Source organism: Kosakonia arachidis, from assembly GCF_900116535.1.
Taxonomy (GTDB): domain Bacteria; phylum Pseudomonadota; class Gammaproteobacteria; order Enterobacterales; family Enterobacteriaceae; genus Kosakonia; species Kosakonia arachidis.
Map to the genome: position 1 here is coordinate 201,863 of NZ_FPAU01000003.1, position 19,482 is coordinate 221,344.

Below are 19,482 nucleotides of genomic sequence, written 5' to 3' on the forward strand. Positions count from 1 at the left end.
CAAATAAATTAGCGGCATGACTAGTGGCTGGTTTATCATCAATAGAGTCAATACCTGCGGGTATCTCATCTTTTCCCATTTACTGAGGTTGATGTGCAGTTAACGAGTTTTACCGATTATGGTTTACGCGCCCTGATCTATATGGCATCGCTGCCTGATGGAAAAATGACCAATATTACTGAAGTCACAGAAATATATGGCGTATCCCGTAATCATATGGTCAAAATAATCAACCAGTTAAGTCGTGAAGGCTATGTTGCTGCCGTGAGAGGGAAAAACGGTGGGATTCGGCTGGGGAAACCCGCGCAGGATATCCGCATTGGTGATGTCGTCCGCTCTCTGGAGCCTCTTGCGCTGGTCAATTGCAGCAGCGAATTTTGCCATATCACCAGTGCATGTCGCCTGAAAAAGGCGCTTGCCAAAGCAGTGCAAAGTTTTCTCAAGGAGCTGGATAACTACACGCTGGCCGATTTGGTTGAAGAGAATCAACCGCTTTACAAATTATTGCTGGTGGAATGACGCAAATTTCCGCCAGAGCTGACTACGGAGGACCCGCAATGTCACAAGATCCTTTCCTCGAACGAGAATCTGAAAAATATACCAACCCCATTCCCAGCCGCGAATTTATCCTTGATCACTTAGCCAAACGCGAAAAACCCGCCAGCCGTGATGAACTGGCAGTTGAACTGAATATCGAAGGCGAAGAACAAAATGAAGCGCTGCGCCGTCGTTTGCGCGCTATGGAGCGCGACGGCCAACTGGTGTTCACCCGCCGTCAATGCTACGCGTTACCGGAACGACTGGACCTGTTGAAAGGTGTGGTGATCGGCCACCGCGACGGCTATGGCTTCCTGCGCGTCGAAGGGCGTAAAGACGATCTGTACCTCTCCAGCGAACAGATGAAAATGTGTATTCACGGCGATCAGATTCTGGCTCAGCCGCTGGGTGCTGATCGTAAAGGCCGTCGCGAAGCACGCGTCGTGCGCATCCTGGTACCGAAAACCGGTCAGATTGTGGGCCGTTACTTTACCGAGGCGGGCGTCGGCTTTGTGGTGCCGGATGATAGCCGTCTGAGCTTCGACATCCTGATCCCGCCGGAAGAGATCATGGGCGCACGCATGGGCTTTGTGGTGGTGGTTGAACTTACCCAACGCCCGACCCGTCGCACTAAAGCCATCGGTAAAATCGTTGAGGTGCTGGGCGATAACATGGGAACCGGCATGGCTGTCGATATGGCGCTGCGTACTCATGAAATCCCGTATGTCTGGCCGCCTACGGTTGAAAAACAGATCTCCGGTCTGAAAGAGCAGGTGCCGGAAGAGGCCAAAGTGGGTCGCATAGACCTGCGTTCACTGCCGCTGGTTACCATTGACGGCGAAGACGCGCGCGACTTTGACGATGCTGTTTATTGTGAGAAAAAACGTGGCGGCGGCTGGCGTTTGTGGGTGGCTATCGCCGACGTAAGCTATTACGTCCGTCCTGGTACACCGCTGGATGACGAGGCCCGTAGCCGCGGTACATCGGTCTATTTCCCTTCCCAGGTGGTACCGATGCTGCCGGAAGTGCTTTCCAATGGTCTCTGCTCGCTCAACCCGCAGGTTGACCGTCTTTGCATGGTCTGCGAAATGACCATTTCGGCAAAGGGTCGTCTGACGAGCTATACATTCTACGAAGCGGTAATGAGCTCCCATGCCCGTCTGACCTACAACAAGGTCTGGCATATACTGCAGGGAGATCAGGATCTGCGCGAGCAGTACGCGCCGCTGGTTAAGCATATCGAAGAGCTGCACAACCTCTATAAAGTACTTGATGTCTCCCGAGCAGAACGTGGCGGCATCTCCTTTGAGAGCGAAGAGGCGAAGTTTATCTTTAATGCCGAGCGTCGTATTGAGCGCATTGAGCAAACTCAGCGCAATGATGCCCATAAACTGATTGAAGAGTGCATGATCCTCGCCAATATCTCGGCGGCGCGTTTCGTGGAGAAGGAGAATGAGCCCGCGCTGTTCCGTATCCACGACAAGCCAACCACTGAGGCGATCACCTCCTTCCGCACCGTTCTGGCGGAACTGGGACTGGAGCTACCGGGCGGTAACAAGCCTGAGCCTGCGGATTATGCGGCACTGCTTGAGTCCATCGCCGATCGTCCCGATCATGAGATGCTGCAAACCATGCTGCTGCGATCCATGAAACAGGCAGTCTACGATCCGGAAAACCGCGGCCACTTTGGTCTGGCGCTGCAATCCTATGCGCATTTCACTTCGCCGATCCGCCGCTATCCGGACCTGTCGCTGCACCGTGCCATCAAATATCTGCTGGCGAAAGATGAGGGGCATACCGGCAACAGCACTGAAACCGGCGGCTGGCACTACTCTATGGAAGAGATGCTGCAACTTGGCCAGCACTGTTCAATGACCGAACGCCGCGCGGATGAAGCGACCCGTGAAGTCTCTGACTGGCTGAAGTGCGACTTTATGCAGGACCAGGTGGGCAATACCTTCTCCGGCGTGATCGCCAGCGTCACTGGCTTTGGCTTCTTCGTACGCCTGACCGATCTGTTTATCGATGGTCTGGTGCATGTCTCCACGCTCGATAACGACTACTATCGCTTCGACCAGGTGGGCCAGCGTTTGATTGGTGAATCGGGCGGTCAGACTTACCGTTTGGGCGACAAAGTGGAAGTTCGTGTGGAAGCGGTCAATATGGACGAGCGTAAAATTGACTTCTCGCTGATCTCCAGTGAGCGTGGTCCTCGCAATGTGGGTAAAACAGCACGTGAAAATGCGAAAAAAGGCAACGGTGCGAAACCGTCGGGTAAACGTCGACAGACCGGTAAGAAAGTCAATTTCGAACCTGACAGCGCATTTCGTAAAGCGAAAGAACCTGCAAAGCCCAAAAAAGAAAAAAGCGTGAAAAAACCGTCGGCGAAAACGCAAAAAATAGCTGCGGCGACCAAAGCGAAGCGTGCATCAAAAAAGAAAGACGCTGAATAAATAGCTCTGGAATATCGACTAATAACCCCTCTCTACGCAGAGGGGTTATTTTTTTAACGTAATATATCCCCTCGCGTAATAGAAAAGCCCTCCGGACGGTTATTTCTCTGAGTTAGCTAGATTGTCAAAATCGATATTTATTGTGGGTAAGCAGGCTCAGAATCAGATGCCTAGAGTGACTCCCATCTGGTCTTCGCTTATTTAGCGCATCTGGCGCGACATGGCTTGCGCTCGTTACCCACGTTCCAGAAGAGGCGAGGCGCTGTTTCTGGCTGAACACATTCTGGTGATGTCGGCGAAACCGGGAAAAATCGTAGAAGAGGCTGTGTTGCCATTTGGTTGCGAAAGCGACATCGAAACCCATGCGGAGCATCTGTTTTAGGCTGAGATCGAGCAGCATGTCCGGCATCGCGTGAGCCAGGAAGTGATACGTCATCTTAGTTGATTCGATCTGGGGCGTCTGTCGGTTATAATGGGGCGATGTGAATATCTCACAGCCTATTCAACCCGGCGATCTCGCCTCAAATGAGTACCATTGATGAGTGAAATGATTTACGGCATCCATGCGGTGCAGGCCCTGCTGGAACGCGCGCCAGAGCGTTTTCAGGAAGTGTTTATTCTCAAGGGGCGTGAAGACAAACGTCTGATGCCCCTGATCCACGCGCTGGAAGCGCAGGGTGTCGTGATTCAGGTCGCTAACCGTCAATATCTGGATGAAAAAAGCGAAGGGGCGGTACATCAGGGCATTATTGCCCGTGTGAAACCGGGCCGTCAGTATCAGGAAAACGATCTGCCGGATCTGATTGCCAGTCTCGATCAGCCTTTCTTCCTGATCCTTGATGGTGTCACCGATCCCCATAACCTCGGTGCCTGCCTGCGTAGCGCCGATGCCGCTGGCGTACATGCGGTGATCGTCCCGAAAGACAAGTCTGCACAACTGAACGCGACCGCTAAAAAAGTGGCCTGCGGTGCCGCAGAGAACGTTCCGCTGATTCGTGTGACCAATCTGGCACGTACCATGCGTCTGCTACAGGAAGAGAATATCTGGATCGTAGGTACTGCGGGTGAAGCGGATCACACTCTGTTCCAGAGCAAAATGACCGGCCCTATGGCGCTGGTGATGGGCGCGGAAGGTGAGGGTATGCGTCGCCTGACGCGCGAGCATTGCGATGAGCTGATCAGCATTCCGATGGCGGGCAGCGTGTCATCGCTGAACGTGTCGGTCGCTACCGGTATCTGCTTGTTTGAAGCCGTGCGCCAACGCGCGAAATAAACAGCAAAGGCAACGTAAGTTGCCTTTTTAGTGTTTTATCCCTCTCCCCGTGGGAGGGCATCAGGCCGCACTACTCCTCCAATGAACGCTGATGATCGTCCTTCCTGAGTGTCATCAGCGCAATCACACTCACCACTGCCGTTGCCATCACATAATATGCCGGAATATCCAGATTCCCCGTCTGCTTAATCAGCCCAGTAATAATCAACCCCGCGCAGCCTGAGAAAATCGCATTCGACAGCGAATAGGCCAGCCCCAGCCCGGTGTAACGTACGCGTGTGGGAAACATCTCCGCCAGCATGGCGGGGCCGGGGCCTGCCAGCATGCCCACCAGTCCACCAGCGATAAATACTACGCATGCTTTGATCAGTAACGTGCTGGATTCAGCCTGTAAAATTTTCAGCAGTGGCAACGCAAGCAGGAGTAGCAGAACGGCGGCGGTGACCATCACAGTGCGTCGGCCAATCCGATCACTCAGAATGCCGGAGGGGATAATGGTTAGTGCGAACCCGGCGTTTGAAATCACCGCAATCAATAGCGCCTGATTAAAACCAGTGTGCAGCGCCGACTGAAGGTAGGTCGGCATAATTACCAGGTAGGTATAGCCAGCAGCTGACCAGACCATCAGACGGCCAATCCCGGTGATAATGGCTTTTAGCGTGCTGGCGAAACTGGCTGCCTGGGGCGGAATCGCTTGCGTTTGCTGGCGAACAAAACTGGGTGTCTCTTCCATGTTTACGCGAAGCCAGAGTGCAATCCCTCCCATTGGAATGGCGATAAAAAATGGAATGCGCCAGCCCCAATCGTGGAGTGCTTCAGTGCTGAGTAACCCCGACAGGAGCGCCACCACACCTGCGCCCGCCAGCAGCCCGAGAGCGACGGTCAATGATTGCCACGCACCGTATAAACCACGCTTACCTCGCGGAGCAAACTCGGTCATCAGCGAGACGGCCCCACCGTATTCCCCTCCGGCAAACAGCCCCTGCAAAATCCGTAAAAAGGTAATGAGCAGCGGCGCGGCGACGCCAATGCTCGCATAAACTGGCACTACGCCAATGGCCGCAGTCGCCAGCGTCATCAATACGAGGACAATAATCAGCGTTGGCTTACGTCCGATTCGGTCACCTATGCGACCAAACACCACTGCACCCAACGGACGGAAGAAAAAGGCCACTGCAAATGCGGCATAGGTCAGGATCAGACTGGTGATAGCAGATTCACCTTCGAGGGTAAAAAAGTTCTTCGCAATCACGGTGGCAAGAAAGCCATAGACGGCAAACTCGTACCATTCGATAAAATTGCCGATCGAGCCTGCGACCAGTGCTCTTGTTTGTGCATGTGTTGTTGTCATGGGCGTTACCGTTCCTGCGTCATAACATTAAGCCTTGCTGCTAAGGGCGGGTAACGCAAACAGAAAGCGTCCATACGCACCGTTTTGTGACCGCTATCGCGGGCGGAACGTCTCCCCTCTGCCCATACTTATTGTCTATGCCATTCATGGAGGGCAAACAGATGCACTGGCAAACGCATACCGTTTTCAATCAACCCATCCCCCTGAATAACAGCAATCTTTTTCTTTCTGACCGGGCCCTGCATGACGCAGTTATCCGCGAAGGGGCGGCGTGGGATACAGATTTACTGGCCAGTATCGGCCAGCAATTGGGTACGGCAGAATCGCTGGAACTCGGCAGGCTGGCCAACGTTAATCCACCGGAACTGCTGCGTTATGATTCGACGGGTGCACGGCTCGATGATGTACGCTTTCACCCTGCATGGCACTTACTGATGCAAGGCTTATGTGCCAACCGCGTTCACAACCTGGCGTGGGAAGAGGACGCACGCAGCGGTTCTTTCGTCGCCCGCGCCGCCCGGTTTGTGCTCCATGCGCAGGTGGAAGCCGGTTCGTTATGCCCTGTTACCATGACCTTTGCCGCCACGCCGTTATTGCAACATTCGCTCCCTGCATCTTTCAAAGACTGGCTAAAACCGCTGATGAGCGACCGTTACGACCCGCATCTCGCGCCAGGCAACCAAAAGCGCGGCTTGCTGATTGGCATGGGGATGACAGAAAAACAGGGCGGCTCGGACGTGCTCAGTAATACCACACAGGCACAACGCAGCGGTGACAGCTATAGGCTAGTAGGGCACAAATGGTTTTTCTCAGTGCCGCAGAGCGATGCGCATCTGGTCCTGGCGCAGGCAAAAGGTGGGCTCTCCTGCTTTTTTGTACCACGTTTTTTACCCGACGGACAACGCAACGCTGTGCGGCTGGAGCGCCTGAAAGATAAGCTGGGTAACCGTTCCAATGCCAGCAGCGAAGCGGAATTCTGCGAGGCCAGCGGCTGGTTGGTAGGGGAGGAGGGTGATGGCGTGCGTCAAATCCTTAAAATGGGTGGACTGACCCGCTTTGACTGTGCGCTGGGGACCCACGGCCTGATGCGCCGGGCATTTTCCGTGGCTCTGTATTATGCCCATCAACGTCAGGCATTTGGTAAAAATCTCGTCGACCAGCCAATGATGCGGGAAGTCCTTAGCCGGATGGCGTTACAACTGGAAGGGCAAACCGCGTTTTTATTTCGCCTTGCCCGTGCCTGGGATACTCGTGCCACACCGGAAGAGACGCTTTGGGCTCGGTTGTTTACCCCCGTTGCGAAATTTGCGGTCTGCAAAGAGGGTATGCCATTTGTTGCCGAAGCCATGGAAGTCCTGGGCGGTATTGGCTATTGCGAAGAGAGCGAGCTTCCCCGGCTTTATCGGGAAATGCCGGTAAATAGCATCTGGGAGGGCTCCGGCAATATTATGTGTCTTGATGTATTACGCGTACTGTCCAAACAGCAAGGCATCAGTGAGTTATTGCACGATGCGTTTGGTGCGGTCAAAGGGCAGGACAGGCATTTTGATCGCGCATGGCGACAGTTACAGCAACAGCTGCGTAGACCTCTTGAGGCGCAAGGACGGGATATTACCCGACAGCTGTATCTGTTAGCGACGGGGGCACAAATGTTGCAGTTCTCTTCCCCGTCGATAGCACAGGCCTGGTGCCGGATGATGCTGGATATACGCGGCGCGTCAGTTGTGACCGAGCAGGTAAAAAATGACCTGCTGCTGCGTGCCACGGGCGGTGCCGGTTAGTCCGTTTTCAGGCTAAACAAGCGGACCACCTCCGTCAGATGTTCCCCTTTTTCGCGCAGTGTGCCAGCAGTTTGCTCACTGCGCGAAACCCGTCCTGCGTTAATATGTGTGGCTTCACCAATATGCGTCATAGCAGTATTGACCTGATTAATACCTGCCGACTGCTCATGAGAGGCATTGTTAATTTCATTAACCAACTGATTAATATGGTTCATATGCGCGGTGATGGATTCCATCGCCTGTCGGGTATTGTTGGATAAGGTATGGCCCTCACGAACTTTTTTGAGCGTATCGCTGGTCAGTTCATCGATCTCTTTTACCGCATTGGCGCTGCGCGCTGCCAACGCCCGTACTTCCTGGGCTACGACAGCAAACCCTTTGCCATGTTCCCCAGCGCGAGCGGCTTCAACCGCAGCGTTAAGTGCCAGGATATTGGTCTGGAAGGCGATAGATTCAATCACATGGGTGATGTCGGCAATCCGCTGAGAGGCGGTACGAATTGCGTCCATGGTCGCAACTGCTTCTTCGACGGTAATTCCACCCTTTTGTACTTCCCGGGCGGTTTCATTCACCAGCGACTGCATCTCTTCCATATTGGCGGCATTCTGCTGTAGGGTAGCGGCAAGTTGCCCCATACTGGCTGAAGTCTCCTCAACGCTGCTGGCCTGCTTGTTAATTTGCTCGCTGATTTCACTGCTATCGGCGGCAAGCGCATTCGTACCGTGGTGAATATCGCTGGCGGATTCACGCACTTGTAAGACAATGGTATGCAAGCCATTTCCGATCCCGTTGATGGCATCAATGAGTTGCCCCACTTCGTCCTGACGTTTGACCTGCAAACTGGCCCGCAGATCGCCAGACGCATAACGGCTGGCAAGGCCGATGGCATCACGCAGAGGACGGGTCAACCAGCGGCGGACAATCACTACAAACAGCGCGGCAAACAGCAGAGAGAGCACCAGCCCGGCTATCAGGAACTGGTTGCGTAGCGTGTTGACATCGTTGAGCAATACCGCTTTGTCGACTTCGCCCACCACTGTCCAGTTCCAGCCGGGCACGGTTATCCAGGAAAGTAATTGTCGATGACCATCCGGGCGCTGTTGTTCCAGCGTACCTGCAGGCTTTTGCAGAACGGTATTCAGATCGTGTTCATCCCACTGCGGACGTTTACCCTCTTCGCTGGGGTGGAACAGGTAGTTACCGTAGTTCTTGCCATTATTGCGATCCAGAACGTAGAAATGGCCACTATCACCAAGCTGGCGCCCAAGGATCTTACTACGCATGATCTCCCATGAATGGGTAATGTCCACGCCGACAAACAAAATGGCTATGGTGTTGCCGTTGTTATCTTTTACCGGCTGGTATTGCGTGATGTAGCGCTTACCGAATAATAAGGCCAGCCCACGGTACGTTTCCCCTTTCAACGCCTGGGCAAAGGCCGGGCTGGCTTTGTCCAGCTTGGTGCCTATCGCACGATCGCCATTCTCTTTACGTAACGAGGTGGCAACGCGCACAAAGTCATCGCCACTGCGCACAAACAGCGTGGCGATAGCCCCGGTGCGGGTAAGAAAATCATCAACAGAGGCGTTGTTTTCATGAAGGTCACTGTCGCCCCCTTTCAGTAAAGGAACGCTGATACCGTTAATTTCACGGCGTTGCGTCTGATCAATGGTCACAGGTTGGGGCAAAAAACTATTAAACAGACGAGTATAGCTTTCAACCTCTTCGCTCAGGCTGCTGTTAAACATTTCGACCATATCCTGGACGCCCGTGGACTGATTATGGAGATCTTCCACCGCCAGAGTTTCTAGTTGTTGGCTGGCTTTATTACTTAGCAGAAAGGTGAAAATCAGGAAAAGCACGGCTACGCTTATGCCCGTGAGAAGAGAAAGTTTGGTGCCGAGTCCAATGCGACTAAAAAAGGTGCTCATAAAAGATCCGCTGAAAAGGGTGTCAGCACCTTCAACGGCAATAATTCGATAACATTTAACATGTCAATGTAACAAGACGTTACAAAAAATATATCTATGTGGTAACTCATTGTTCGAAAAGAGTAAACAAAAAAGCCACTCTATAAAAGTGGCTTTTGGGGAGAATGACCTGTCAGGCATAAAGTATGGCCTGGACTCGCCAGTTGTCTGTCCGTTGTTCTTCCTGCATCTGGATAATACGGTACCAGGATGCCCCTTGTTCGTCAGCTTTCAACGCGATGACACGCTCCACATCTTGTAGGCTTCCGGAAACATTGTTGACAGAAATCAGGCCAATTTCATTCAGCCCGGTGACGCAGTCAGCGCTCGCGAACTCTGCTGGCTGCGCTGTTATGCTGTCTAAGCCTGTAGAGAGCAACAGTGAGTTTAAGGCAAGAGATCGTTTCATATCAGCTCCATTCCATGTTACCCCGATTTTTCCAGGGCTCTCATTCGCATGAAAATTCCATACAGTCCATTGTGCACAGGCAAACATAAAAGGACGCAAAGCAGTGTAAATCTTCCTTAAACCCAGACGCTTAATGACGATACAACATCGCCCTTGCGTACCAGCGGCCTGGAATTACCGTGTCATCCATCATTATAATGACGTAGTAATCCGCTTTTTCAGCGGTAGCTCTGGCTTTTATTGCATCTTCCACATCCATAGGAGAGCCCTGCACCCATACGCTAAATGCACTCATTTCCTGCAGGTTTTGCGTCTGATTCCGACTGATCTCCTGCGGATGATCGCTGACGGGCGGGGCGGGCTGTGGCTTACCTTCCAGCACGCTACATCCACTCAAAAACAGCGCCACAACAAGGGGGAGATACCAGCGCATCATGTTTTCATGTCTCCTGATAGCCATAGTGTAGTTCCATAATAAACGGGCAAGAAGGGAATGTTCCCGATTTTGCTATTGCCAACATAAGTTTCGAATGAAAATGCGATCGGTGCAGCATCTTTATCTCGATGCTGACATTTGATATGTGAACACCGACTTGCACCTTCGAAGATGTGATGGCATACCAGCACTATAGATCAAGGAGAGGCCAATGATTGAACTCGACGTACGGCATTTTGCCGGAATTGAAACATTGCACGCGTTCCCGGCGGGAAAAGGGGAACAGCCATTGCCCTGTATTGTTTTTTACCACGGATTTACCTCTTCTAAATTGGTATATAGCTATTTTGCTGTGGCGCTGGCTCAGGCCGGGTTTCGGGTCGTCATGCCTGATGCTCCGGAACATGGTGCCCGGTTTGAAGGTGATGAAACGCGGCGGCTAAACCGTTTCTGGCAAATCTTACAGGGAAATTTTGCTGAGTTTGCGTCGCTGAAAGAGGCGCTGTACCAGCAGGGATTAATTGAAAATTACCGGCTGGGCGTGGGGGGTGCGTCCATGGGAGGAATGACGGCGCTCGGTATTATGACGCAGTTCCCGGAGGTTAAGAGCGTTGCCTGCCTGATGGGTTCCGGCTATTTCTCCACCCTGGCAAGGACTCTTTTTCCGCCGCTTGGGGTGACTACGCCGGAGCAGCAGGCGGCGTTCGATGCGATTATCGCGCCGTTAGCAAAATGGGATGTCAGCGGGCAATTAGCACAGCTCGCCAACCGTCCGCTTTTTCTCTGGCACGGGGAGGATGATGATGTGGTACCCGCAGCGGAAACATTACGTCTGCAGCAGGCATTGAAGGCTGCACGTTTGGACGAGCAGTTAACCTGTCTGTGGGAAGCAGGCGTAAAACATCGCGTAACACCCACCGCTCTGGCGGCCGCCGTCCGCTTCTTCACCGAACATCTGTAACTACACGCGCATCACTTCAACCCCCTGATCCTCAAGTTTTTTGAGGATTTCGGGGTTAGCCTGTTTCCCGGTAATCACCAAGTCGATTTGATCAGCGTTGCTGAACAACATACCCGCACGCTCACCGACTTTACTGCTATCCACCAGAACGACCAGTTTTCCCACCATGTTCAGCATTTTCTGTTCGGCCATGGCAGTCAGCATGTCGGTTTTATAAAGACCTTCTGCCGTCAGTCCTTTGCCGCTGGTAAACATCCAGTGACCAGCATAGAGGCTATTTTCATTGCCTTGCGGGCTCAGCGTGATGGACTGAGTCTTGTTGTATTGCCCGCCCATGATGACCACGCTTTCGTGTTCTTGTTCGATAAGGTAATTGGCGAGGGGGAGATAGTTCGTGATGATTTGTACTGGTTTGCCGCAGATTTCGCGCCCCAGCAGGAAAGCGGTTGATCCACAGTTGATCACCACGCTTTCGCCAGCGCTAACGAGCTGTGATGCGGCTCTGGCGATACGTACTTTTTCATCGTGGTGGAGTGCTTCATGGATATTCATCGGCGACCAGCGCGGACGTTGCTGGCTGATGGCTTCAGCGCCGTTACGCACTTTCTTAAGTTTGCCACTTTCATCAAGTTTGTTGATATCGCGGCGTGCGGTTGCAGGAGAAACCCCCAGGCTGGCGATCACTTCTTCAACCGTAATAAAGCCTGTCTGCGCCAGTTGATCCAGCAGTATTTGATGTCGTTGTGCTTCCGTCATGAGCTATTCCGATGAGCAATGATGTGAAAAGATGATATTTGAAATAGCCTGAAATTACTAAAGATAAGTGCACGATATTGATGATAAAAAGCGGATACACACGGGCACCCGCTCCGGCTTTTACTTTTAGAGGAAAGACTTAAACGGTAAATCGGGCTCGATAGTGAAGCAATCATCAAAACCACGTGGGTAGTGATACTCAACATTGTCTTTATCCATAGGCCAGGTAAATTTCCCGCCAACCTGCCAGATATAAGGTTTAAAGCCATACCGCAAGCGGTCCTTTTTCATATTCCACAGGACTTGAATCTCTTGTGGATCGGCCTGAAAATTTGACCAGATATCGTGGTGGAATGGGATCACGACTTTTGTGTTCAGTGCTTCAGCCATACGCAGTATGTCGGCGCTGGTCATCTTGTCCGTAATGCCTCGGGGATTCTCGCCGTAGGAACCCAATGCCACATCAATTTGGTGCTCGTTGCCATGCTTCGCATAGTAGTTGGAATAGTGCGAGTCGCCGCTGTGGTATAGCGTACCGCCGGGCGTTTTGAAGAGGTAGTTCACCGCCCGCTGATCCATGCCGTCAGGCAGTAGACCAGCCGCTTTTTGCTCGGCTGGAAGGGTAATTAATGCGGTGCGATCGAACGCATCAAGCGCATGAATTTCAATATCTTTTATGCGAATAATATCACCCGGTTTGACGACGATACAGCGCGATTTCGGTACACCCCAGCCAATCCATAAATTGACGCAGGTTTGTGGGCCGATGAAGGGGACATCGTCGGCACAGTTCTTCATGACGGCTGCGGCGACGTTTACATCAATATGATCGTTGTGATCGTGGGTGGCGAGGATGGCATCGACCTGACGGATAGCAAACGGATCCAACACAAACGGCGTGGTGCGCAGGTTCGGCTGCAGTTTTTCTACACCTGCCATGCGCTGCATCTGATGGCCTTTTTTCATCAATGGATTACCGTGGCCCTGCTTGCCCGTACCGCACCAGAAATCGACGCAAACATTGGTACTCCCCTCTGATTTCAACCAGATACCAGTACAACCCAGCCACCACATAGCAAAGGTGCCGGGAGCGACACATTCCTGCTCAATTTCTTCATTAAGCCAGCTTCCCCACTCGGGAAATGTGCTCAGAATCCATGATTCCCGGGTAATGGTTTTAATCTTACTCATCGTGTCGCTCCTTACCTTTAAAGATCAAAATAAATCATAAAATGATGAATTGTGATTTATATTTTCACAGTTTCATCATGTCTGCAACACTGTTTTGCATGTTAAATAGCATCGCTATTGTGATTTCACGATAATTCCCGCATGCTGATTTTTCTTTTTTTCTTATTAACTATATTAATTTAAAGGATTATTTTGCAGGTTGTTGTATTGCGTATGTACACGCAATGAGAAGGGGGAAATAAATTGCGTGGTTCGTCACAATTAATCAAAAACAATCTTTTTGTGATTATTTATGATTGGTAGAGTGTTTTCACCTTGTGCTGCATTGCACAGATGCAGCCGCTTTCTTACTGGAGCGAGTTATGGCGATTTTCTATAACGTCTTCACCATCTTTTTTAACCAGGTGATGACTAATGCCCCGTTGCTGCTGGGGATCGTGACTTGTATTGGCTATATCCTGTTGAGAAAAAGTGTCAGTGTTATCGTTAAAGGCACGATCAAAACAATCATCGGTTTTATGTTGTTGCAGGCAGGGTCGGGGATTCTGACCAGCACGTTTAAACCGGTGGTTGCCAAAATGTCGGAAGTGTACGGCATCAATGGCGCGATCTCTGACACTTACGCATCAATGATGGCGACCATCGAACGTATGGGAGACGCGTACAGTTGGGTGGGTTATTCAGTACTGCTGGCATTGGCGCTTAATATTAGTTACGTACTGCTGCGGCGTATTACTGGCATTCGCACCATCATGCTGACCGGACACATCATGTTCCAGCAGGCTGGCCTGATTGCGGTGTTCTTTTTTATTCTCGGTTACTCCATGTGGACCACCATTATCTGTGCTGCCGTGCTGGTTTCACTCTATTGGGGTATTACCTCCAATATGATGTACAAACCAACACAGGAAGTGACAGATAACTGCGGTTTTTCTATCGGTCACCAGCAGCAGTTCGCCTCCTGGATTGCTTACAAAATTGCGCCGTACCTTGGGAAAAAAGAGGAAAGCGTTGAAGATCTGAAACTGCCGGGCTGGCTGAATATCTTCCATGACAACATCGTCTCTACCGCTATTGTCATGACGGTCTTCTTTGGCGCGATTTTGCTCTCCTTTGGCCTTGATACTGTTCAGGCGATGGCGGGGAAAACCCACTGGACAGTGTATATCCTGCAAACCGGCTTCCAGTTTGCGGTGGCGATTTTCATTATTGTCCAGGGCGTGCGTATGTTTGTCGCTGAGCTTTCCGAAGCCTTCAACGGTATTTCGCAGCGCTTGATTCCGGGCGCTGTGCTGGCGATTGATTGTGCGGCGATTTATAGCTTCGCGCCGAACGCGGTGGTCTGGGGCTTTATGTGGGGAACTATCGGCCAATTGATTGCGGTCGGCATCCTGATTATCTGTGGCTCCTCCGTTCTCATTATTCCTGGCTTCATCCCGATGTTCTTCTCCAACGCCACTATTGGTGTCTTCGCCAACCACTTCGGCGGCTGGCGTGCTGCCATCAAGATTTGTCTGGTGATGGGCATGATCGAAATTTTTGGCTGCGTATGGGCGGTAAAACTGACGGGAATGAGCGCGTGGATGGGGATGGCTGACTGGTCCATCCTGGCGCCGCCGATGATGCAAGGCTTTGCCTCTCTGGGGATCGTGTTTATGGGCGTAATGATTTTGATTGCGCTGACTTACATGTTCTTCGCTGGTCGCGCCCTGCGTGCTGAGGAAGACGCGGAAAAACAACTGACAGAACACTCTGTTTAAAAAAGGAGTTTGATTATGACCGTACGTATTCTGGCTGTGTGTGGTTGTGGGCAAGGCAGTTCCATGATCATGAAAATGAAAGTTGACCAGTTTTTGACGCAACAAAAGGTTGACCATACGGTGAACAGCTGCGCCGTGGGGGAATATAAAAGCGAGCTGAGCGGGGCGGATATCATCATTGCCTCTACCCATGTCGCCAGTGAAATTGAAGTCTCTGGTAATAAGTTCGTGGTGGGGGTACGCAATATGCTCTCTGCCGCTGATTTTGGTCCGAAGCTGATGGAAGTCATCAACGCCCATTTTGCACAGGATGTGAAATAAGGACTCACTATGAAATTACGTGACTCGCTGGCGGAGAACAATGCGATTCGCTTGCAAGCAGAGGCCAGAACGTGGCAGGAGGCAGTGAAGCTTGGCGTGGATCTGCTGGTAGAGGCTGAGGTTGTTGAACCGCGTTACTACCAGGCCATTCTGGATGGTGTGGAACGGTTTGGACCGTACTTCGTGATTGCTCCGGGGCTTGCTATGCCTCATGGCCGCCCCGAAGAAGGGGTGAAGACAAATGGCTTTGCACTGGTAACCCTCAAAACACCGCTGGTTTTTAATCACGAAGACAACGATCCGGTCGACATTCTCATCACTCTGGCGGCAGTGGATGCACGTACGCATCAGGAAGACGGCATCATGCAAATCGTCAATCTGTTTGAAGATGAAGCTAATTTTGAACGTTTACGCGCGTGTCGCACGTCGCAGCAGGTACTGGATTTAATTGATAGCGCCACGGCGGCGTCTGTATAAGGAGCAAAAACATGTCTGATTTACCGATGTTACAGGTGGCCCTGGATAACCAGACGCTGTCACATGCTTATGAGACCACCCGCTTAATTGCCGAAGAGGTGGATATTATTGAGGTAGGCACCATTTTATGCGTTGGCGAGGGCGTTCGTGCTGTTCGCGATCTCAAGGCCTTGTATCCTCAAAAAATTGTACTGGCCGACGCCAAAATTGCCGACGCCGGGAAAATCCTTTCAAGAATGTGCTTTGAAGCCAATGCTGACTGGGTGACCGTGATCTGTTGCGCTGATATCAACACGGCCAAAGGCGCACTGGATGTGGCGAAAGAGTTTAACGGCGACGTGCAGATTGAACTGACCGGCTACTGGACGTGGCAACAGGCGCAGCAGTGGCGAGATGCAGGCATTCAACAAGTTGTCTATCACCGCAGCCGTGATGCGCAGGCGGCAGGTGTCGCCTGGGGTGACGCTGATATCAGCGCGGTGACAAAACTGGCCGAAATGGGCTTTAAGGTGACGGTGACCGGCGGGCTGGCGCTGGAGGACCTGCCGCTGTTCAAGGGTATTCCCATTCACGTCTTTATTGCCGGGCGCAGTATCCGCGACGCCGCTGATCCGGTTGAAGCGGCGCGTCAGTTCAAGCGCTCAATTGCTCAACTGTGGGGCTAAGGAGTGGGCATGTTGTCGAAACAGATCCTGCTGGGTATCTACGAAAAAGCACTCCCTGCCGGGGAGTGCTGGCTGGAACGGCTGCGACTGGCGAAAACGCTGGGTTTCGATTTTGTCGAAATGTCGGTTGATGAAACCGATGCGCGTCTTGCCCGCCTCGACTGGCGCCCCGAGCAGCGCCTGGCGCTGGTGGCTGCGATAGTAGAAACGGGTGTTCGCGTTCCCTCTATGTGTCTGAGTGCGCACCGGCGTTTTCCGCTGGGCTGCGAAGATGATGCGGTGCGCAATCAGGGGCTGGAGATTATGCGCAAGGCTATCCGGTTTGCGCAGGATACCGGTATCCGTGTGATTCAACTCGCCGGTTATGATGTTTATTACCAGCAGGCGAACGATGAGACGCGTCGCCGCTTTCGTGACGGGCTCAAAGAGAGCGTTGACATGGCCAGCCGCGCGCAGGTAACCCTGGCGATGGAAATTATGGATTACCCGCTGATGAACTCAATTAGCAAAGCGCTGGGGTACGCGCACTACCTTAATAACCCGTGGTTTCAGCTCTATCCGGATATTGGCAACCTTTCTGCCTGGGATAACGACGTGCAGATGGAACTCTTGGCGGGTGTCGGCCATATCGTGGCAGTTCATGTCAAAGATACGCTTCCTGGTGTCTTCAAAAACGTCCCCTTTGGTAGTGGCGTCGTAGATTTTGAACGCTGTTTCTCCACGCTCAAAGAGAGTGGCTACTGTGGCCCCTATTTGATCGAGATGTGGAGTGAGGCGGCAGAAGATCCGGCGGCAGAGGTGTTAAAAGCACGCTATTGGGTGAAAGCGCGTATGGTAAATGCGGGTTTAGTGGAGGCGGCATAATGCAAAAGCTTAAACAGCAGGTGTTTGACGCCAATATGGATCTGCCACGCAATGGGTTGGTGACCTTTACCTGGGGAAATGCCAGCGCTATTGACCGTGAACGCGGGCTGGTGGTGATTAAGCCCAGTGGTATTGCCTATGGGAACATGAAGTCAGATGACATGGTTGTGGTGGATTTACAGGGCAACAGGGTGGAAGGGCCGTGGTGCCCGTCTTCCGATACTGCAACACATCTTGCGTTGTATCGACGCTATCCTCAGCTTGGCGGTGTTGTACATACCCATTCCACTTATGCCACGGCCTGGGCGCAAGCGGGGCTGGCAATCCCGGCTCTTGGAACCACGCATGCAGATTATTTCTTTGGCGATATTCCCTGCACACGGGCGCTCTCTGAAGAAGAGGTGCAGGAAGAGTATGAACTCAACACTGGTAAAGTGATCGTCGAGACGCTGGGCACAAGTGATCCACTACATACACCGGGAATTGTGGTCTACCAACACGGTCCGTTTACATGGGGAAAAGATGCTGCTGACGCCGTTCATCATGCGGTGGTTATGGAAGCAGTTGCCCGGATGGCCTGGATTGCACGTAGTATCAATCCGGCGTTAAAACCGATTGATACTTATCTGATGAATAAGCACTTTATGCGTAAGCACGGGCCAAATGCCTATTACGGGCAGTAAGTTACAGCCTGGCAAGGCGAAGCGCTGATGGGATAGCACATATTATGCTCCAGAATGTTGTACGCCTTCCGGATGCTAATCGGCTGAGTAGAGAAAAGCCTGTGAGCATGGCTTCTCGCGCACTTCCCATAACGCTGACAAGCCCTTATTAAAACTGTCGGTGGGGTATTTGATAAGATCCCAAAGAAAATTATTCTCACTTCTGAGCGCGGCCCCAATCCGGGGCCGCAGCGCAAGGGAAACTTAGCCTGATGCCGTTAGTGGTAAATATCTGCGCTGGCGTGCAGAGCGCCGTTGCTGCCTGGCTCGTGTGTCAGGATTGGGTGAAAGTACGTGGCGTTTTGTGCGTCGGTTGCGGCATTCAGAGCCTGGTCGGCTTCTTGTTCGCTGGCGAAGTTATGATTGATGTAAATAACGCCTAAGCTGCGCACATCATCCATGTTCCGGGCTTGCCGGTTGTCGAGTTTGATTGCTGCCGTCGCGTTGAGGCTGAGCAATAAGGTTGTTAGTAAAATTGCGATGTATTTCATAATGTTAATCTCCAAATAACGCCGAATATTATGTTTTGAACATCTCTCCTCCTTTTGTTTTGAGGCCTGATTAAAGTTTACGCGTTTGTTATAAAACGTATCGCGACCATTTCTGATGCTGTCGTTCAAAAAATTGCCGGAATGCGTTTTGTTTAATTTTAATGCGCTCAGGGGAGGGTTCTCTTTGCGCTTAGTGCGAATTATTTGTGCAATTCACCTTGAGTTTGCCCGGTGGGATCAGTATTATGACGCGTCAATTTTTCAGCCGACCTTTAACACGTTCCTTGCCTCCACGGGCCTCGGCTGACCCAGACAGGAGGCTGAATAATCCGTAAGGAGCAATTCGATGCGTCATTACGAAATCGTTTTTATGGTCCATCCTGACCAGAGCGAACAGGTTCCGGGCATGATCGAGCGTTACACTGGTGCTATCACCGGTGCGCAAGGCACGATCCACCGTCTGGAAGACTGGGGCCGCCGTCAGCTGGCTTACCCGATCAACAAACTGCACAAAGCTCACTACGTTCTGCTGAACGTTGAAGCACCGCAGGAAGTGATCGATGAGCTGGAAACAAGCTTCCGCTTCAACGACGCCGTTATCCGTAGCATGGTAATGCGTACTAAGCATGCTGTTACCGAAGCATCTCCGATGGTTAAAGCGAAAGACGAGCGCCGTGAGCGTCGCGATGATTTCGCAAACGAAACCGCAGATGATGCAGATGCTGGGGATTCTGAAGAGTAATTTCTGATGGCCAACCGACTTGTGTTGTCCGGCACCGTGTGCAGGACCCCGCTTCGTAAGGTCAGCCCGTCAGGAATTCCTCACTGCCAGTTCGTGCTTGAGCACCGCTCTGTGCAGGAGGAAGCCGGTTTTCACCGGCAGGCGTGGTGCCAAATGCCTGTAATAATCAGCGGGCAGGAGAACCAGGCCATTACTCACAGTATAACGGTCGGTAGCGCAGTAACCGTTCAGGGATTCATCAGTTGCCACAAGGCAAAGAATGGCCTGACTAAAATGGTTCTGCATGCCGAGCAGATTGAATTGATAGATTCTGGAGACTAGC

General features: G+C 52.0%; 21 protein-coding genes. 14 read left to right on the plus strand and 7 right to left on the minus strand.

Annotated features, from left to right (window positions below; genetic code table 11):
* The first annotated feature begins 93 nt into the window (after window positions 1-93).
* From nsrR to rlmB, 4 genes are all read left to right on the plus strand, one after another.
* A complete protein-coding gene (gene nsrR / locus BM427_RS12515) occupies window positions 94-519 on the plus strand; it encodes a nitric oxide-sensing transcriptional repressor NsrR (protein WP_090122006.1) in 426 nt (141 codons plus the stop codon).
* 38 nt (window positions 520-557) lie between these two features.
* Window positions 558-2,990 (plus strand): ribonuclease R, encoded by a 2,433-nt coding sequence (gene rnr / locus BM427_RS12520; protein WP_090122008.1) that lies wholly within the window; start codon window positions 558-560, stop codon window positions 2,988-2,990.
* Between the two features lie 220 nt (window positions 2,991-3,210).
* Window positions 3,211-3,372 (plus strand): hypothetical protein, encoded by a 162-nt coding sequence (locus BM427_RS12525; RefSeq protein ID WP_244316525.1) that lies wholly within the window; start codon window positions 3,211-3,213, stop codon window positions 3,370-3,372.
* 156 nt (window positions 3,373-3,528) lie between these two features.
* On the plus strand, window positions 3,529-4,263 hold the full coding sequence (rlmB, locus tag BM427_RS12530) for a 23S rRNA (guanosine(2251)-2'-O)-methyltransferase RlmB (RefSeq protein ID WP_090122010.1): 735 nt from the start codon (window positions 3,529-3,531) through the stop codon (window positions 4,261-4,263).
* 70 nt (window positions 4,264-4,333) lie between these two features.
* Here the strand turns inward: rlmB and BM427_RS12535 are convergent, their stop codons facing one another.
* Window positions 4,334-5,614 carry an MFS transporter gene (locus BM427_RS12535; protein WP_090122011.1) on the minus strand — a complete coding sequence of 427 codons (1,281 nt, stop codon included), beginning with the start codon at window positions 5,612-5,614 and terminating at the stop codon, window positions 4,334-4,336.
* A gap of 161 nt (window positions 5,615-5,775) precedes the next feature.
* Between BM427_RS12535 and BM427_RS12540 the strand changes: the two genes are divergently transcribed.
* Window positions 5,776-7,395, plus strand: coding sequence for an isovaleryl-CoA dehydrogenase (locus BM427_RS12540; RefSeq protein ID WP_090122740.1), 1,620 nt, complete (start codon window positions 5,776-5,778; stop codon window positions 7,393-7,395).
* Here BM427_RS12540 and BM427_RS12545 read toward each other — a convergent pair.
* From BM427_RS12545 to bsmA, 3 genes are all read right to left on the minus strand, one after another.
* Window positions 7,392-9,326: a methyl-accepting chemotaxis protein gene (locus tag BM427_RS12545; RefSeq protein ID WP_090122013.1), complete on the minus strand. Its 1,935-nt coding sequence runs from the start codon at window positions 9,324-9,326 to the stop codon at window positions 7,392-7,394. The two genes, BM427_RS12540 and BM427_RS12545, sit on opposite strands and share 4 nt — an antisense overlap.
* Before the next feature lie 172 nt (window positions 9,327-9,498).
* The gene (gene yjfN, locus BM427_RS12550; RefSeq protein ID WP_090122742.1) at window positions 9,499-9,774 is read right to left on the minus strand and encodes a DUF1471 family protease activator YjfN; all 276 of its coding nucleotides are present in this window, start codon (window positions 9,772-9,774) and stop codon (window positions 9,499-9,501) included.
* A gap of 130 nt (window positions 9,775-9,904) precedes the next feature.
* Window positions 9,905-10,234 carry a biofilm peroxide resistance protein BsmA gene (gene bsmA / locus BM427_RS12555; protein ID WP_090122015.1) on the minus strand — a complete coding sequence of 110 codons (330 nt, stop codon included), beginning with the start codon at window positions 10,232-10,234 and terminating at the stop codon, window positions 9,905-9,907.
* 187 nt (window positions 10,235-10,421) lie between these two features.
* Here bsmA and yjfP point away from each other — a divergent pair, with 187 nt between their 5' ends.
* Window positions 10,422-11,171: an esterase gene (gene yjfP, locus BM427_RS12560; RefSeq protein WP_090122016.1), complete on the plus strand. Its 750-nt coding sequence runs from the start codon at window positions 10,422-10,424 to the stop codon at window positions 11,169-11,171.
* Here the strand turns inward: yjfP and ulaR are convergent, their stop codons facing one another.
* Window positions 11,172-11,927: an HTH-type transcriptional regulator UlaR gene (gene ulaR, locus BM427_RS12565; protein ID WP_090122018.1), complete on the minus strand. Its 756-nt coding sequence runs from the start codon at window positions 11,925-11,927 to the stop codon at window positions 11,172-11,174. It lies immediately after the preceding gene.
* A 126-nt stretch (window positions 11,928-12,053) separates the two neighbouring features.
* Window positions 12,054-13,118 (minus strand): L-ascorbate 6-phosphate lactonase, encoded by a 1,065-nt coding sequence (ulaG, locus tag BM427_RS12570; protein ID WP_090122019.1) that lies wholly within the window; start codon window positions 13,116-13,118, stop codon window positions 12,054-12,056.
* A gap of 362 nt (window positions 13,119-13,480) precedes the next feature.
* Between ulaG and ulaA the strand changes: the two genes are divergently transcribed.
* Genes ulaA through BM427_RS12600 form a run of 6 tightly spaced genes read left to right on the plus strand, consistent with a single transcriptional unit; the run spans window position 13,481 to window position 17,888 of the window.
* Window positions 13,481-14,878: a PTS ascorbate transporter subunit IIC gene (gene ulaA / locus BM427_RS12575; RefSeq protein WP_090122021.1), complete on the plus strand. Its 1,398-nt coding sequence runs from the start codon at window positions 13,481-13,483 to the stop codon at window positions 14,876-14,878.
* A 15-nt stretch (window positions 14,879-14,893) separates the two neighbouring features.
* Entirely contained in the window at window positions 14,894-15,199 is a 306-nt protein-coding gene (gene ulaB, locus BM427_RS12580) for a PTS ascorbate transporter subunit IIB (RefSeq protein ID WP_090122022.1), read from the plus strand.
* Window positions 15,200-15,208: 9 nt separating this feature from the next.
* Complete coding sequence (ulaC, locus tag BM427_RS12585) at window positions 15,209-15,676, plus strand: PTS ascorbate transporter subunit IIA (protein WP_090122024.1); 468 nt, start codon at window positions 15,209-15,211, stop codon at window positions 15,674-15,676.
* A gap of 11 nt (window positions 15,677-15,687) precedes the next feature.
* Window positions 15,688-16,341, plus strand: a complete 654-nt coding sequence (locus BM427_RS12590) for a 3-keto-L-gulonate-6-phosphate decarboxylase UlaD (protein ID WP_090122026.1) — start codon at window positions 15,688-15,690, stop codon at window positions 16,339-16,341.
* Window positions 16,342-16,350: 9 nt separating this feature from the next.
* Complete coding sequence (locus BM427_RS12595; protein WP_090122027.1) at window positions 16,351-17,205, plus strand: L-ribulose-5-phosphate 3-epimerase; 855 nt, start codon at window positions 16,351-16,353, stop codon at window positions 17,203-17,205.
* Window positions 17,205-17,888, plus strand: a complete 684-nt coding sequence (locus tag BM427_RS12600) for an L-ribulose-5-phosphate 4-epimerase (RefSeq protein WP_090122028.1) — start codon at window positions 17,205-17,207, stop codon at window positions 17,886-17,888. The genes BM427_RS12595 and BM427_RS12600 overlap by 1 nt, the downstream gene beginning before the upstream one ends.
* 257 nt (window positions 17,889-18,145) lie before the next feature.
* Here the strand turns inward: BM427_RS12600 and yjfY are convergent, their stop codons facing one another.
* Complete coding sequence (yjfY, locus tag BM427_RS12605) at window positions 18,146-18,418, minus strand: DUF1471 family protein YjfY (protein ID WP_090122744.1); 273 nt, start codon at window positions 18,416-18,418, stop codon at window positions 18,146-18,148.
* Window positions 18,419-18,764: 346 nt separating this feature from the next.
* Between yjfY and rpsF the strand changes: the two genes are divergently transcribed.
* On the plus strand, window positions 18,765-19,160 hold the full coding sequence (gene rpsF, locus BM427_RS12610) for a 30S ribosomal protein S6 (protein ID WP_007372769.1): 396 nt from the start codon (window positions 18,765-18,767) through the stop codon (window positions 19,158-19,160).
* 6 nt (window positions 19,161-19,166) lie between these two features.
* Window positions 19,167-19,481: a primosomal replication protein N gene (gene priB / locus BM427_RS12615; RefSeq protein WP_090122029.1), complete on the plus strand. Its 315-nt coding sequence runs from the start codon at window positions 19,167-19,169 to the stop codon at window positions 19,479-19,481.
* The last annotated feature ends 1 nt before the right edge of the window (window position 19,482 follow it).